16 protein-coding genes are annotated in these 14,498 nt (G+C 64.5%); 13 read left to right on the top strand and 3 right to left on the bottom strand.

The features are described 5' to 3' along the window. Positions 1–181: 181 nt before the first annotated feature. The 9 genes from DDQ50_RS16385 (at position 182) to DDQ50_RS16345 (ending at position 8,426) form a co-directional block, all read left to right on the top strand. Positions 182–871 (top strand): SMI1/KNR4 family protein, encoded by a 690-nt coding sequence (locus DDQ50_RS16385; RefSeq protein ID WP_133246000.1) that lies wholly within the window; start codon positions 182–184, stop codon positions 869–871. Between the two features lie 544 nt (positions 872–1,415). Next, positions 1,416–2,321, top strand: a complete 906-nt coding sequence (locus DDQ50_RS16380; RefSeq protein WP_116757874.1) for an ArdC-like ssDNA-binding domain-containing protein — start codon at positions 1,416–1,418, stop codon at positions 2,319–2,321. Positions 2,322–2,751: 430 nt separating this feature from the next. Beyond that, entirely contained in the window at positions 2,752–3,648 is an 897-nt protein-coding gene (locus DDQ50_RS16375) for a ParA family protein (protein ID WP_116757873.1), read from the top strand. Then, positions 3,645–4,235, top strand: a complete 591-nt coding sequence (locus DDQ50_RS16370) for a hypothetical protein (RefSeq protein WP_116757872.1) — start codon at positions 3,645–3,647, stop codon at positions 4,233–4,235. The genes DDQ50_RS16375 and DDQ50_RS16370 overlap by 4 nt, the downstream gene beginning before the upstream one ends. Before the next feature lie 403 nt (positions 4,236–4,638). Then, the gene (locus DDQ50_RS16365; protein WP_165829872.1) at positions 4,639–6,207 is read left to right on the top strand and encodes a cutinase family protein; all 1,569 of its coding nucleotides are present in this window, start codon (positions 4,639–4,641) and stop codon (positions 6,205–6,207) included. 561 nt (positions 6,208–6,768) lie between these two features. After that, positions 6,769–7,128 carry a hypothetical protein gene (locus DDQ50_RS17090; RefSeq protein ID WP_133245999.1) on the top strand — a complete coding sequence of 120 codons (360 nt, stop codon included), beginning with the start codon at positions 6,769–6,771 and terminating at the stop codon, positions 7,126–7,128. Beyond that, positions 7,121–7,375, top strand: a complete 255-nt coding sequence (gene nrdH, locus DDQ50_RS16355) for a glutaredoxin-like protein NrdH (protein ID WP_116757869.1) — start codon at positions 7,121–7,123, stop codon at positions 7,373–7,375. The genes DDQ50_RS17090 and nrdH overlap by 8 nt, the downstream gene beginning before the upstream one ends. Then, positions 7,372–8,046 (top strand): single-stranded DNA-binding protein, encoded by a 675-nt coding sequence (locus tag DDQ50_RS16350; protein ID WP_116757868.1) that lies wholly within the window; start codon positions 7,372–7,374, stop codon positions 8,044–8,046. The genes nrdH and DDQ50_RS16350 overlap by 4 nt, the downstream gene beginning before the upstream one ends. Before the next feature lie 80 nt (positions 8,047–8,126). Next, positions 8,127–8,426 (top strand): hypothetical protein, encoded by a 300-nt coding sequence (locus tag DDQ50_RS16345; protein ID WP_116757867.1) that lies wholly within the window; start codon positions 8,127–8,129, stop codon positions 8,424–8,426. A 513-nt stretch (positions 8,427–8,939) separates the two neighbouring features. Here the strand turns inward: DDQ50_RS16345 and DDQ50_RS16340 are convergent. The 3 genes from DDQ50_RS16340 to DDQ50_RS16325 form a co-directional block, all read right to left on the bottom strand. Beyond that, complete coding sequence (locus DDQ50_RS16340) at positions 8,940–9,737, bottom strand: Fic/DOC family protein (protein ID WP_165829871.1); 798 nt, start codon at positions 9,735–9,737, stop codon at positions 8,940–8,942. Positions 9,738–10,008: 271 nt separating this feature from the next. After that, positions 10,009–10,611 (bottom strand): hypothetical protein, encoded by a 603-nt coding sequence (locus DDQ50_RS17560; RefSeq protein WP_133245998.1) that lies wholly within the window; start codon positions 10,609–10,611, stop codon positions 10,009–10,011. Further along, positions 10,608–10,922, bottom strand: a complete 315-nt coding sequence (locus DDQ50_RS16325) for a PadR family transcriptional regulator (protein WP_116757909.1) — start codon at positions 10,920–10,922, stop codon at positions 10,608–10,610. The genes DDQ50_RS17560 and DDQ50_RS16325 overlap by 4 nt, the downstream gene beginning before the upstream one ends. A 111-nt stretch (positions 10,923–11,033) precedes the next feature. Here DDQ50_RS16325 and DDQ50_RS16320 point away from each other — a divergent pair, with 111 nt between their 5' ends. From DDQ50_RS16320 to DDQ50_RS16305, 4 genes are read left to right on the top strand one after another with little or no spacing between them, the layout of a single operon-like run. Next, entirely contained in the window at positions 11,034–11,564 is a 531-nt protein-coding gene (locus DDQ50_RS16320; protein WP_133245997.1) for a hypothetical protein, read from the top strand. Then, the gene (locus DDQ50_RS16315; protein WP_116757862.1) at positions 11,561–12,364 is read left to right on the top strand and encodes a hypothetical protein; all 804 of its coding nucleotides are present in this window, start codon (positions 11,561–11,563) and stop codon (positions 12,362–12,364) included. Before DDQ50_RS16320 ends, DDQ50_RS16315 begins: the two co-directional genes overlap by 4 nt. 53 nt (positions 12,365–12,417) lie before the next feature. Continuing rightward, entirely contained in the window at positions 12,418–12,864 is a 447-nt protein-coding gene (locus DDQ50_RS16310; protein WP_116757861.1) for a MobC family plasmid mobilization relaxosome protein, read from the top strand. Next, positions 12,861–14,495: a relaxase/mobilization nuclease domain-containing protein gene (locus tag DDQ50_RS16305; RefSeq protein WP_116757860.1), complete on the top strand. Its 1,635-nt coding sequence runs from the start codon at positions 12,861–12,863 to the stop codon at positions 14,493–14,495. Before DDQ50_RS16310 ends, DDQ50_RS16305 begins: the two co-directional genes overlap by 4 nt. The last annotated feature ends 3 nt before the right edge of the window (positions 14,496–14,498 follow it).

Here is a 14,498-nt window from a genome sequence, read left to right as displayed (position 1 = left end):
CAGCTCACCAAGGTGAGGGCACGGCAGATCGGCGGGGCGTAGCAACCAGTGTGTAGGCGTTAGTGACGATGGGGAGCCGGTGTCTAGGTCCCAATGAACTCGACTCCCTGTCCGCTAAGTCACCTCATCTGGGGGGACCAGTGACCTGGCCCTGTCTTCGGGTCTCCGGTTCACTTAACGGGTGACTTTCGGCGCAGACGAGATGTCCCAGGTGTGGGAGCAGATGGAGGCGACTCTGCCAGCCAGAGCGCCCTGGCTCTGGGAATCGTTCAATCCGCCCGCGAGCAAGGATGACCTACTAAGCCTGCAGCGGGCTTTCGACCCAATACCGGTCCCGCCTGCCCTCCTTGCATACCTCGCCAGGGCTGACGGACAGCGTCTCGAAGGAATTCCACCCTGGTTGCCCTCCCTGGATCTGGGACGGCTTCTCTCGGCACGAGAGATCATCGCTGAGTACCAAGACCTCTTCACCTATGTGGAGGACTGGCAGTGGAGCCGGCGGTGGCTTCCCATCAGTCGTGAGGGGTGGTGGAGTGCTGCTGTAGAGATGGTTGACACGCGGCCGGCCATGGTTCTGAACGTCAGCTGGCCCGACGCCCCCTCGCTCAGGGCGCCATCTCTTCCTGCCCTATTCGCTGCGACACTCGCGCTCGTGGAGGATGGGCTAGTACCTCACCCAAGCTCCGATGAGGCGCTCGTGCTCAACGATCCCGAGACATACAAGGTCCACCTGAAGCGCGTGGAGACCATCCTTCAGGAAAGCTACCGAGCCATGTGGGGCACCCCACCGTTCCCACCCGGAGCCGCAATCGACTCAGCTCAGTGGATCCAAGCCTGGGGCGGACCGACACCGCCTCCCTGGCGGGTCTGACCTGCCTGAGCGACCTCAAAGGGTGGGGCTTGTTGCTTCAGTGGCTGGTGGTCGATTGAGCCGCTCCCGCCTGCGACGTCGGTAGCGAGACGACCCACCCGGCCGAAAAGGCCCACGGTGCCACCCCGCTCTCGAGACGCTGCGCACTTGTTGTGAGCGGGCAAGGCCGATTCGGGATTGGGTTGCCCCACCGCGCCTGATCCGGCGCGGGCGAGGGGCCGAGCCCCTCGCGCACCCCGGGTCGGCGCACCGACAGCGGGCCGGCGCTAAGAGCGCCGGGCGTCTATGCCCTGACGGGCATCAGTTTTCTTGCCGTGAAGCCTGCGGCAGCATACGGTCCCCCGCCCGTCGCGCAAACGCCCCTGCGGGCCGCCGGTTCCGCCGAGAACCTCGGTACGCGGTCGCCTGGCGGCTCCCTTATTTCGTCCCGAAGTTCTCTCCCCCACCGCCCTACGGGTTGCACTCCGACCGGCCTCCCTAGCGGCGACTCTGTCGCCTTCACGGCAAAAAAACGTGGAGGGGACGAGATACGAGGGAGCTAGCCATGGTCCGTAAGGTCGCCACTCAGAAGAGCATCGAGGAACGCCGCGAGCAGGCCGAGGCGCTGCAAGCCTCCATCGGCGTACAGGTCGAGCAGCTGCGCCAGTCCGAACAGTGGACGAGGTTCCTGCAGTTCGCGCAGGCATTCCACGCCTACAGCCTCAACAACGTGCTGTTGATCCTCAGCCAGAACCCGACCGCGACCCGCGTCGCCGGTTTCCGTAAGTGGCTCGAGCTGGGCCGAGCGGTTCGAAAGGGTGAAAAGTCCATCAAGATTTTCGGCTACCGCGAACGGAAAGTGACCGACGGGGACGACCACAACGACGCCGTCGACGTGCTCGGAACCGGCGAACGAGTGGTGCGCTACTTCCCGATCCTGTCGGTGTTCGACCAGTCGCAAACCGACCCCACCGACCCCGAGGCCGGAGACCCGACCCAACTAGCGCAGCAGCTCCACGGCGAAGACCCCACCGGGATCCTCCAAGCAGTCACTGACTACCTCACCGGACAGGGCTGGACCGTCACCCGCGAACCCATCGCAGGATCAGTCAACGGCTACACCACGACCGACGGCACCCGCCGAGTCGTCATCGACGCGAGCCTCTCCCCCGCCCAGGCCGCTAAGACCGGACTGCACGAAGCCGCACACGTGCTCCTGCACGCCGAGGAAGACCACACCGAATACATTGAGCACCGCGGCGTCAAAGAGACCGAAGCCGAAAGCGTCGCCTACATCGTCGCCGGAATCCTCGGCCTCGACACCAGCAGCTACAGCATCGGCTACGTCGCCGGATGGAGCCACTGTGACCCCGAAACAATCCGGAACACCGCCGCACGAGTCCTCCGCACCGCCCACACCCTCGCCGACGCCATCACCACCACCGAGGAACACGACGCCGACACGGCATAGGGCCGAACGGAGTGGGGCACCCTGCCCCACTCCCCCACCTCCCAACTCTGGAGTTGCCGCACCAATCGGAACCGCTCCGCGGTGCTCTACTCTCACCGAGACGACTCATCGTCTCCGCACCACACCCAGTCCCCACTGCGGCAAGCAAGGCAGGAGCAACGGCGGGCTATCACGCAAGCACAACTGCCGCACGTAACGCCATAAGTACAGCCATAAAACGTGCCAGCCATCACGCGGTAAAGTGGGCAGTAGCGCCCGCTTTGAAGGTAACCCGTCATCACGCCATAACAACAACGCTCTATACGGAGGGAGCAACTGCGCTACGTGAGGTGTAGCGCCCCGCATCAACACTTGTTTGTTGATCCACGGCGTGGCAAACAGGGGACCTCGCCACAACACGGGTGAATAGTCCTGCACACCAGGAGGCACCATGGCAGTCGGCCGCACACTCGTATTCGCCCAAGGCAAAGGGGGAGTGGGTAAGACCACTCTCACCAGCAATACCGCCGCTCTCGCCGCCAGTGCCGGCCACCGAGTGCTCGTCATCGACCTCGACCAGCAGGGCAACGTCGCCCGCGACCTCGGCTTCCCACCCAACAGCGGTGACGACCTCATGAGCTCACTCCTCACCGCAGCCCCACTGCCCATCAGCAAAGACGTCCGCCCCAACCTCGACGTCGTCGCTGGCGGCCCCGCCATCGGCGACGCCGCCTCCGTTTTCGCCTCCCGCAGCGCCCGAGGAAGCAGCGACCTCGCCGACGTCCTCGAAGCCAAACTCCGCCCCATCGAAGCCGACTACGACCTCATCCTCATCGACACCCCACCAGGGGACCGGATCCTCGTCGAAGCAGCCCTCAGCGTCGCCCTCGCCGTAGCAATCCCCACCCGCATGGACGAAGCCAGCATCGACGGCGTCACCCGCATCGCCGAACGCTTCCTCGCCGTCACCCCCCGAAACCCCCAACTACGCCTCGCCGGCGTCGTCCTCTTCGCCATCTCCTCCCGCACCACCCGCCTCGAACGCGACGTCCGCAACGCCCTCGCCGAAACCCTCGGCGACGCAGCCCCCGTGTTCACCACCCGCATCCGCCACCTCGAATCCGCCGCCGCCGACGCCCGCCGCCGAGGCCTCCTCATCCACGAACTCGAACAAGCCGCCGTCGCCGACCGCACCGCCCGCATCAACGCACTCCGCAACAAAACCAGCCTCACCGACGGCCTCTACGCCCGCGACGCCAGCGGCCTAGCCGAGGACTACCAAGAACTCACCCGCGAACTCCTCACCCGACTCATCGAAATCGAAAACGAAGCGGTAGTCACCACATGACAATCGAACGCCCCCACCTCGCCGACGCCTTCAAACCCCAACCCACTAAAAAAGAACCCGTCGACCGAAGCGCCGGCCTCGCCGGCCTCCTCCCACCACCCCGCCGCGTCACCCCACCCGCCGCCCCTGCCGTCGAAGCACCCGCCGAAGCGGCACCGGCAGCGGGGGAGAAGGCGCCCGAACCCAAGCCCGCCACCGCAAAGAAACCCCGCGCAACCGCCGCTCGCCCGCAGGCCACCGAGACTGACGTCACCAGCAACGTTGCGGTCTACCTCGAGCCCGACCTCCTCGAGCTCGTCAAGACAGCACGACGCACCCGCGGCCTCAACTACGACGACCTCACCGTCGAAGCCTTCGCCGCCATCAGCGACGACACCCTCCGCAACCACTTCACCCAAACCCGGACTGCCCAGACCAGCGGCGGCATGCCCACCCGAGTGCGCCGCCCCCGCGGAACGTCCGGCATCCAAATCCAACTCCGCCTCGACGGCACCCAACGAGCCTGGCTCGACCAAAAACAAGAAGAAGTCGGCGCACCCTCACGCAGCGCACTCGTCGCCGCAGCCCTCCGCCTCCAACTCGGCTAAATCTCCGTGACTCGCACTGCGTGGTCTTCGCGCTGTGGCGGGGACCGGAAGCATGCCCTGCGGTGGTCAGGGGTGGGCTAGGGTAACCGACACAGAGATGCATCCTCTGGGTTAGATTCACCACCGCAGCTGCATACAACGTGCCTCCAATCGGGCTCCTCGCTTCAACGTTGCAAGAGTCGTCGTCGATGATTGGCGCAACCCGCATCCCCACGTAGCAGGCCAAGAGACGCCGCAAACTGCCGGCCTCGACGAACAGGCCATCCTCGGCGTGCATCACCGCTACCAACGCAACTGCGTGTCGATCACACGCGACGGATACCGAGCCCTAAACTGCGGGCCTGATCCGGTCGGTGACGCGGCGATCCTGGCACACATGCGCACCCTTCATAAAGGAGCACCGTTGCGTCCCTTCACTCGAATCCGATCCACCCTTCTCCCCTCCCTCCTGGCCGTCACCCTGGTCGCGACCCTCGTGGGCACTACCGCACCCACCAAGGCTGATGCGGCCGTCCTCCCCGGTAACTGGTCACTCGCCAGCTCCGCCGCACCTAACCAGCCCTGCGCGGATGTCCTCTTCATCGGAGTACCCGGATCCGGTGAACTCGACGACATGGGCAAAACCGTCCGAGCCGTCAGGGACAACTTCAAAGCACGGCTCGACCAAGCTCCCAACCAGATCAAAGTCCGACAGGTCTACATCGACTACCAGCCCGCAGCCGTAGCCATCCTTGGCTTCGACCTGCTCGGACTGCCCCCCGCCGGCCGATTCGCCTACTTCGAAAGCATCGACCGCGGCGCAGCGGAACTCAACAAAGTCCTTGCCGACTCAGCCAACCGCTGCAAGACAGAGAAATGGGTCCTCGCTGGCTACTCGCAAGGAGCCCTCGTCACCAACCTCGCAACCACCTACGACCCGAAGTTCTACGCCGGAATCTACTTGCTGGGCGACCCCTCCCAATACCCCTACCGGGCAGGCACCACCTACGGCGGCGCCCCCAAAGCCACCGCAACGGGAATCTACGACCAGCTCGGGCGACTCAAGCTCAACAAAGACCTTCGCCTCCTCACCTACACCGCATGTCATGCCAGAGACGCCGTTTGCGACAACTCAGGCTGGCTCGGCCTCTTCACCAAGATGGGGCCCAAGAAAGCCGTCGACACCGGCCTCGCCGCACACACCAACTACGCAACCAAACCCAACGAGATCTATCCCACCACCACCGCGATCGTCCAGCGCCTCCTAAAAATCAACAAGCCACGACCCACCCCACCAGTCGAAAACGGCGTCATTTCAGACCCGGCCCTCGCGGACTGCATCAAACAGGCCCTCCAGGTCATCGGGGTCGCCACGGCAAACCCCACCGCTACCGAAGTGGCACAACTCGCCAACTTGAGCTGCACCCACGATCAGATCGGCCAGCCGAACTTCGATGTCGCTTCACTAGAAGGGCTCCAACACGCCACAAACCTGCAACTACTCACCATCAACAGCACCAAACTCGCAGACCTCACGCCCATCCAAAATCTCCCCAACCTGGAGATCGTCGAGGTGCACGCGCTGATAACGGATCCCTCCCCGCTAGCGACGCTCCCCAAACTGCGACGCGGCAACCTAAGCGGAAACCAAATCGTCGACATCCGGTCAATAGACGTACTCGTCCGCTCCCGCGTCATCATCGCGGCAAACCAGGTCGTCTCACTTCCCAACGTCCCGGTCAACGCCACCTACCCCCTGCCAGACATCTGGGGAACCTCATCCCCATACTCAGAAAGCTCCCAACTGACACCCGGGCTCCTCCTCTCCGGAATGCCCGAAGGACTGCCACGTAACTTCTCCCTCAAGGACAACCACTTCCTCGTCACCTGGACAGAAACGGGCCTTGGAGAACTTTGGTGGTACAACAGCGACCTCTGTACCCAATGCTTCGACTTCGGCTTCTCCGGAAAATTTGTCCAGCAAGTCGACTGACAACACCCCCGAACCAGATCCCAGGACGAGACTCCTCGACCGCTCGGGGCGTACGTAGCGCGGGCCTAGCCAACCTTCGCTATAGCGGTGCGCCAACTAACGACTCAGTTAGCGCAGATGTTTCGCCGTGCGCGGCTCGGGAACACCCCCGGCAGCACATCGGCACCGGCAGTAGCAGAGGCTGGGCACGAGAAGCGTCATCGTCGATGTGCCGATCCGGCGCGATCCCCGGCCCCTGATACAAAGGGCGGCGCGCTCACTGTCTTGCATCAACCTCGGGAAAGCTCTCCCCGACGGGGCCCTAGTCGCAACCCGCACCACCTTCGCACTCCAAGCCGAGTCCACCCGCTTCGCCTTTCGCGGCAAACCCGACGGCCGAACCGAAGTAGAAGCCGTCTCCACCGTCTGGCCCGGCCTCAGCGCAGGACGGACCAGAGGCCTCGTAGGAGAAGCCGGACGCGCTGTCCTCGACGCCCTCGTCCGCATGGCACGCGAACCCCACTAAGCCCATGTGTGGATAACTTCCTCCATGCCGGTAGCCGGGGTGCAAGGGTGAGCCCCGTGAACGGTGACCTGCGCCTCCTGCTCAACAGGGATGACGCCGCCGAGGAGCTCGGCGGCGATGAGGACTGGCTCTCACCCCACCTCACCGATACCGGGCACCGCATCAACCCCATCACCGACCCACAACTCCATCAACAGACCGCACCACGAAACGACCCGACAAGAGGCGTACTGGGGGAGTGGGTACAGGTGGCGCTCGAGGATGCAGGCGTCAAGGGTGCTGCGCAGATTCGAGACCGAATCCAGCCCGCCGGGTTGCCCCTGACACCAGCATCCTCGAGCGCGTCATCTCAGGTAGGAGCCGAAAGCAGCAGCTTCGGCACCCACCGCAACAACAAAGGAGCAACCGATGGATGAGATCACCGTCTACAGCAAACCCTCCTGCGTGCAATGCACCGCCACCTACCGCGCCCTCGACAAAGCCGGGATCACCTACACAATCGTCGACGTCACCCAAGACCCCGCAGCCCTCGAATACATCAGCGAAGACCTCGGCTACCGGCAAGCACCCGTAGTCGTCGTGACCGACCAGGACCACTGGTCAGGGTTCCGCCCCGACCACATCAACCGCATCGCCACCAACACCAACAAGGCCGCCGGATGAACAACCCACTGCAAATCAACCAAGCCCACTACCAAGCCGGGTTCATCGACGGCGCTGCCAGCAGACAGACCGAGATCGACCGCCTCGAGGACCTCGCCGACCGCTACTACCGCGCCGCATTCAACGACGAACGCCGCATCCTCGCCCCCGCCCTCACCGCCATCCAGCTCGAACAACACCGCCGCCTGCAGGACCCACCCCCCAGCATCACCCCCACCGATGCACTCGCCTCCTGGGGCATCGACAACGAAACCCCAGCACCCGAACCCTCAGCACCCGAACCCAACCCGGCAATACCCGCACCCCGACGGAGAAACACCATGACCACCCGAACCATCACCGGACACCTCGCAACCGACCCCGAAGCAGTCCAGGCCGGGAAGATCCGCATCGCGAAGCTCCGCGTCATCGAAAACACCGGCGAGTACCGGAAAGGCGAATGGGTCGCCCACGAACCCACCACCCACTTCATCGACGCCAAGTTCGAACTCGCCGACAACACCCTCACCTCACTCCACAAAGGCGACCCGGTGATCGTCATCGGCCAGGAACACACCATCACCTGGGACAAAGACGGCCACAAACAACACGGCCGCGTCATCGACGCCGACGCCATCGGCATCAACCTCGCCCGCACCCCCGCCACCATCCCCCCGAAGGCCAACAGCTAGGAGTAGCTCGCGGCCCATCCCGCTACCGATGCCGAGCAGGTATCTCCACAACGCAGACATTCGAATGTATGTTCGATTGTGTGGATTCGGGACGGGCGCGGTGGCATCCGATCTTCGCCGCTTTCGAGCCGAAAGCGGGGGAGTGGTGGCTCCGTGACGCCTTCGATCGCCCCTACGCCATCGTCGCGATCGTGCGCCGAGGCGACGAGGTCGGCTACCGAGCCGTCACCTACGCGGAACGGGCCGAAGAGCGCGAGGTCGTGGGCTACTACCGCCGCCTGCTCCCGGCGCTCGAGGCGGCCCATGCGCACTGGATCGCCTCCCACGGACCCAAAGGCGGCGTCAACGGGCGAAGTGCGTTCCAACGCCCTCTTGCATGAGGTGGAGCACGCGCGGCTAGTTTCAGCTAGACGAAGGCGATGGGCATGAGAGAAGAGTGTCGTTGCCATTCGGGTCTCGTAAACAGACGAGGCCCTTCTTCTTCATGCTTAGCCAGAAGCCGTGGCTACCCTCTTTGAGGCCTGAGGCTCGCCAGTCAGTGCGATCGGGGTACCTCTCTCGAAGCCAGCGCACCATGCCCTCGGCCCAACCGCTGGGTTCATTCGGGTGCTTGCTCTGAATGTTCTCTATCCAAATCTGTCCCTCCCCGCGTAGCTCGTATTTGAGTCTCACTCCGTCGGCGGCGGAATCGCTTGCGGTGCACCGAGCGCACGGGGTGAGGCGCTGCATGGTTCCGAGGGGGTCGAAGGGGTCATCAGGGCGTGACACGAGACAGCTGGGGCCGCCGTTCTTCGGGGCGGGGTGGAAGGTGGGCACCGGTGGACGATACCGCCGTTCAACGACGATATAGATGCTCCCGCTCGTGCTCGGGCGGTGGCCGAGGGCACAGGTGCCTATCGCTCGAGGGATCTGTCCCGCGTTGGCATGGATGGCCGTTTCGGATGCTGCCTGACGGTGGGGTCGAGTTGCGCGTAGGGGTTGGGGCGGTTGGCGGCGCGCAGGCGTTCGTTGATTCCGCCGAGATCATTGCGTGGGGGAGTGTCGCGAGCAACGGCGAGGCTTTGGAAGACCGGAACTAGCGGGGATGGGTTGGGTTCGTAGCTGGTTTTTTCGGTGGGGCGGCTGAGTTGGGATGCGGTGTTCCAGTGGCCGGGGAGCACTCGGCGGAAGTCGAGGTCGAAGTGTGACTGCTCGGCGAGGTGGGCCAGGAACACTTTGGCGGTGCGTCCGTTGCCCTCCCGGAACGGGTGCGCCTGGTTGAGGAAGGCGAAGACCCGGGCGGTTCGGGTGCCGAAGTCGCGCTGATCGAGGGCGGCCCAGTCGGTGGTGGCGATGATGCGATACATGTCATCGAGATACCGGGGGAGTTCGCCGTTTCGGGGGTTGGCGAAGTGTCGGCGGTCGTCGCCCTTGGTCATGTTTACGGCGCGGTAGTCGCCCGCCCACTCGTAGACGTCCTGGAATAGGTGCCGGTGAACAGAGCGCAGGTGCTCGCCGTCGAACGTGCGAGGGATCTGGACCTCGCCGGCGAAGAGTTGTCGGGATCGCTCGCCGGCGGCTCGGTGCTCGATCCAGGTGAGACGGTCCTGGTCGCGTTCGTTGAGTCGATTGATCAGGGTGCCGGTGCCGTCGGCCTGGATGGTGTCGGGGTAGAAATACGACGGCCAGGTGGAGAAATCGCTCGAGCTCACGACTGCTGTGCGGGAGATGCCGACTCGGTGATGCGCCTCAGGTACTCGGTCTGATCAATCTGCCCGGTGGCCTTGGCCACGAGGTTGGCGACATCGTCTCGGGTTGGATCCCACCCCTCATGCCACCCGGCGGTGAGGGCCTGGACGATACTTCGTCGGTCATCGCCGCTTAGCGGGGTGAATAGATCAGGCCAGCGGGCTTCCGGATCAAAGAGCACTGGCGAGTGGGATGGCGAGGTCACAACAGTTCCTTCAGACAGGATGCGGGTGGTCAGCGTGAGGCCGGCGCGGGGATGGCATCGAAGTAGACATCGGAGACAGGGCCAGTGCCGGTGTAGAGGCGGGCGTGCCACATGGCCCTGTTGTCCTGCATTGGTAGGAGTTCCACCGTTTTCACCTTGATGCCCCATTGTGACCACACCGATGCCCAGGGCACTGCTGCTCCGTAGTCACGGAACGAGTCGATGTCGGCCGGGTCAACGCGGCTGCGGAGGTTGGGTTCAGGGTTCTCGGCGAGGAAGCGCTGCGCCTGCTGGGTGTATATCGACGAGGGCAATGCCTGTTGTTCGAGCGCAGCGTTCGGCTGCGGTGGGGGAGTGACGCCGGCGATGGTGACAACCAAGACCGCCACCATCGTGGCCGCGTTCCACCGATACCGTTCGCTGAAACTGGCCTCCACTCCGACGGGCTCGGGAGAGAAGAAACGGGCCCGAAGTGCGACGATCACGGCGGTCATCAGCAGGTCACGTCGCGAGATGCCCATGGCTGGCCCATCGATGAGGTCGGCCATCAACGATTCGGCCCGATCGCGACGGGTCCGCTTAGGGTTCGCCGCAACCGCGAGGGCAGCAAGTACTTCAAGCCACTTGCTCATGCCAACCTCGGTTTAGTGCGGGCTTGCGTCTCCTGCCGTGCGTGAAACACCTCCACCGCGGCGGCGGCCGCGGCTTTACCGTCATCGGTGAGGGAGTAGAAGCGGCGCCGGGGTCCGTTGCGGTCGGGCGCTTCCTCCCATGACGCCTCGAGCCATCCGAGGTGTTCAAGGCGCTCCAGGATCGGGTACACCGTCCCGGTTGGGCGACCGGTCTCCTTGACGATGAAGAGCCCCCACACCGACCCTGCCGGCCGAAGGAGGACCTCGAGCACGTCGACTGTGGGCGCAGTCACACGCTGAAGGGGGTCCATCACGCGAATCTACCCGCCCAGATCTGAAGTTCCCGCATCCACATCGATTTAACCTACATACGTAGAGTAAGTTTTCCCCCATGTCTCGTCGGCGGGTTGGTGGAGGCAATGGTGAACGAGGAACTGACGGTTAGGGTCGTCTCTGTTCTGACGGGTATCGGTCTCGTCGCGGCTGGGGTGACAGCTCCGGCGAATGTCGGCGAGGGTCCGATCAGTGCTGCGGAGCAGGCACGCTATGCGGAGCAGGTGGCGGCGTTTGTGCACACCTACCCTGAGCCGGTGGTTGACGCGCTCGAGGGGAGCGCGGCGTGGGATCGGCAGGTGGCTGCCAGGGGTAGGTACTGGCTGCAGGTGCCGTGGGAGGCGGTGCTGGGTCAGTGGGGCCAACGCGCGGACAGCGTCGATGTCGCTGTGGCCGAGGACGGGTTGGGGGTCCTTCGCGCGAGCACGGCGATCTCCTTCAGCGATGCCTCGGGTGCGGAAGACGTGCATATCGAGGTCAAGGCCCGCGCTCATCTTGCCGCTGCGTGGCTTGGTGCTCGGCCGCAGGGAGTGCCTTCGGGGCTGGCGTGGCGCGGCGATTCCTTTCCCGCCGCACAGCCGTCTCGGAACCCGACACGAACTGGTGAGGATTCCAGATGACTGGCAGCGCTTTCTCGCAGGCTTTCCGAGCTCAACTCACGCCTGTGTTCTTTCTCACCGCTCTCGTGCTGATTCTTGGGCCTCTCGCGATAGGAATCGTTGGTGTTCAAGGCGGCGCGCTGCGCAACAATGTCGACCTCTATGGCGAGGTCATGGGCTCCGCGGTGGTGCTTGTGGCGCCGCTGCTGGCGGTCCTGATTGGATGCCTCCCGTTGTTCTCCGCGACTCGGCGCCGTGTGGTGGGTCACACGAGAACCGACCTCGATCCAGAGGTCTATCTGGGAACGAAAGCGGTAGCCGCTGTCACCTGCACCTTCGTGGTGTTTTTCTTGTCTGCCTTCCTCCCTTACCTACTCCTGGTCCTCGTCTGGCCTTCCCTTGGTAACCCGGGCATAGATCCGAGTCTTTACGGGCTGACGGCGGAGGAGGGCCGGGCGGCAGCGCAGTCGGCCGCCAGCTACACGCAACTGCTGAGCATCGGAGAGGTGGCCTACGGCGTGATCTACGGGGCTTGGGTGGGACTCGGCGGGGCCACCTACTGCCTGCTCGGATTGCTTGCGTTGATCGTGGTACCCAACCGGTACCTGGCTCTGACTCTGCCCTTCGTCATCTACGTCCTGCAGTCCCTGGTGTGGGGGCTCATCGGTTTCCCGACCGGAGCTTTGCTGTTCTCGCTCTACCCATTCGGCCTCGAACAGCAATCAATCGCGTCAGCTGCTGCACCGACGCTTCTTCTCATGGTCATCGCCTCGGTGAACTGCTGGCTGCTCCGCGAGCGGCATTTCGGGAGCAAGCTATAGAGTTAGGTGCCCTAACTCTGGACGACCGCTTCGCTGGTCGGCATACTGGTCGTATGGTCCCCGCCAGGAGGCGGGTTCGCTGCGCTGGGCCGGAAGGAAGATTGGACGTGTCGGAGGAGAGTGAGCGGCGTTTGTTCGGTCGCCAGCGGCGCGCGAACTCTGACGCCCCGAGGGATCGCCGGTACGTGGTGAAGGTCAACGCTGACGAGGACGCGAAGTTGCGTGCACGGGCAGTGGTTGCGGGGGTGACTGTGCCGAGGCTCATGTTCGAGTCAGGGATGAACGCGAACGTCGAGACCAGCACTGACCGCAAGCAAGCCATCGCCGAACTGTTCGCGGTGTCCCGGTTGTTGGGCACGGTGGCCAACAACGTGAACCAGCTCGCGAAGTTCGCCAACACGGAAGGTCAGTTCCCGGTCGAGGCTGCCTCTGTGGTCGAGGAGTACCGGCAGCTCACCGCCCGCATCGACGAAACGATTCGACGGTTGGCGGGCGCGTGATCCCCAACATCACTCGCGGATCCGACATCGGCGGGCTCATGAGCTACCTCGCCGGCGGTGGCCGCCACAACGAGCACGCCGAGCAGCACCTCGTCGCTGGGGACTCAGCGATCATGGCGATGCACGGGTACGCCCAACTAGACCCTGCGACTGCCCGCGCGATCGGGCGCAGCCTCGACACCCCACGCCTCGCCTACGGGGTCGAAATCACTCGCCAGGTACGTGTCGAAGACCCGGAGACAGGGGAGCTGCTCAACGACCGGGTCGCCGCTGACGTGTGGCACTGCTCCCTCTCTCTACGTGCCGAGGAGGGGCAGCTCAGTGACGAGCAGTGGGGTGCCATCGCGCAGCAGTTCGTTGACCGGATGGAGTTCACCGAAGCATCCGGCAAAGCCGCCTGCCGATGGGTTGCCGTGCGGCATGGACTGTCGACCAAGGGCAACGACCACATCCACATTGCCGTGTCCCTGGTTCGTGAGGATGGCACGAAGGCGAGCACGCACAACGACTTCCGTCGAGCACAGAACCTTTGCCGCGACCTCGAGCGCGAACACGGACTGATGCGCCTCGAATCCCGAGACCTTGGCATGGGGGAGCGGGGTGTCAAGCCAGCTGAGCAGGCCCGAGCGAACAGGGGGAGCGGAGCCGAGGTGGAAACCCACCGCCTCGAACGAGCCGTCCGTGCCGCTGCGATCGCATCCCTTGATGAGGGCGAGTTCGTTCGTCGGTTGCGCCAGGAAGGGATGCTCATCCGTCCCCGGTTCGCCGCCGGCCGGGACGACGTCATCGCCGGCTACTCCGTCGCCCTCCGCCCAACCGGTACGGAGCGGCCCATCTGGTACGGCGGGGGACGGCTCGCCAGGGACCTCACTCTTCCGCGGCTTCGCCAAGGATGGCCCGACAACCCGCACGCCGCGCAGGTCGGCGTCGACGAGTGGCGAGCCACCAGCAAGAACCCCTGGAAGTACCGCCCCGCCGCCCCGGGAAGGGAAGAGCAGGCACCAAACCCCGAGCTGTGGAAGCAGTACACGCGCGAGCTCAGTGAACTCCGCGCCGAGCTACGTCAAGTTCCCGTCACCGATCGGGCCGCCTGGGCCCATGTCGCCCGTGAGACCGCCGGCGCGTTCGCCGCATGGTCGCAACGCGTCGAAACCGCCCCGGGACCACTCGCCGACACTGCCCGAGAGCTTTCTCGTAGCGCGCACATCAGAGCACATCAATCCCGACCGAAATCGGCACAGAGGGGCTCTGCCGCAGGGGCAGCCATGTTGCTCCTACAAACAGGCGCCGCGAGACGCAACACCGCCGCCGAGGCTGCGCTTTTTCATCAACTGGGGCGGCTTTCGGTGGCGCTCGTCGACGCCCACCACGCTGCGGGAGATGTCCGACGGGCCGAGCAGATCGGATCGACCTTGCGGACCAAGCTCACCGCCATCCAGGAACAGCTGCCTGTAACCGCCCCGGCTGTGGCGCCGGCGAACGATCTCACCGCCGAGCAGCAGGCAGCACGGAGAGCGCAGCAAGGATTAGCGGGTCCCAGTGCCGGCTCTCCCTTGCCCACCCCGATTACACCCCGTAGACGGACCAGCTCCGACTCGACCCAGGGTCGCGATACCCATGACAGAACTTAGGAG

Source organism: Amnibacterium flavum (genome assembly GCF_003097495.1).
Taxonomy (GTDB): Bacteria; Actinomycetota; Actinomycetes; order Actinomycetales; family Microbacteriaceae; genus Naasia; species Naasia flava.
The sequence above is the reverse complement of the archived record's forward strand: the minus strand, read 5'-3'. Positions and strand labels throughout refer to the sequence as shown.

Bases quoted from the DNA above. Each gene is read 5' to 3' on its own strand.
- DDQ50_RS16350 (WP_116757868.1), top strand. From the start codon at position 7,372: ATGAACAACCCACTGCAAATCAACCAAGCCCACTACCAAGCCGGGTTC.
- nrdH (WP_116757869.1), top strand. From the start codon at position 7,121: ATGGATGAGATCACCGTCTACAGCAAACCCTCCTGCGTGCAATGCACC.
- DDQ50_RS16315 (WP_116757862.1), top strand. From the start codon at position 11,561: ATGACTGGCAGCGCTTTCTCGCAGGCTTTCCGAGCTCAACTCACGCCT.
- DDQ50_RS16325 (WP_116757909.1), bottom strand. From the start codon at position 10,922: ATGGACCCCCTTCAGCGTGTGACTGCGCCCACAGTCGACGTGCTCGAG.
- DDQ50_RS16380 (WP_116757874.1), top strand. From the start codon at position 1,416: ATGGTCCGTAAGGTCGCCACTCAGAAGAGCATCGAGGAACGCCGCGAG.
- DDQ50_RS16375 (WP_116757873.1), top strand. From the start codon at position 2,752: ATGGCAGTCGGCCGCACACTCGTATTCGCCCAAGGCAAAGGGGGAGTG.
- DDQ50_RS16370 (WP_116757872.1), top strand. From the start codon at position 3,645: ATGACAATCGAACGCCCCCACCTCGCCGACGCCTTCAAACCCCAACCC.
- DDQ50_RS17560 (WP_133245998.1), bottom strand. From the start codon at position 10,611: ATGAGCAAGTGGCTTGAAGTACTTGCTGCCCTCGCGGTTGCGGCGAAC.
- DDQ50_RS16310 (WP_116757861.1), top strand. From the start codon at position 12,418: ATGGTCCCCGCCAGGAGGCGGGTTCGCTGCGCTGGGCCGGAAGGAAGA.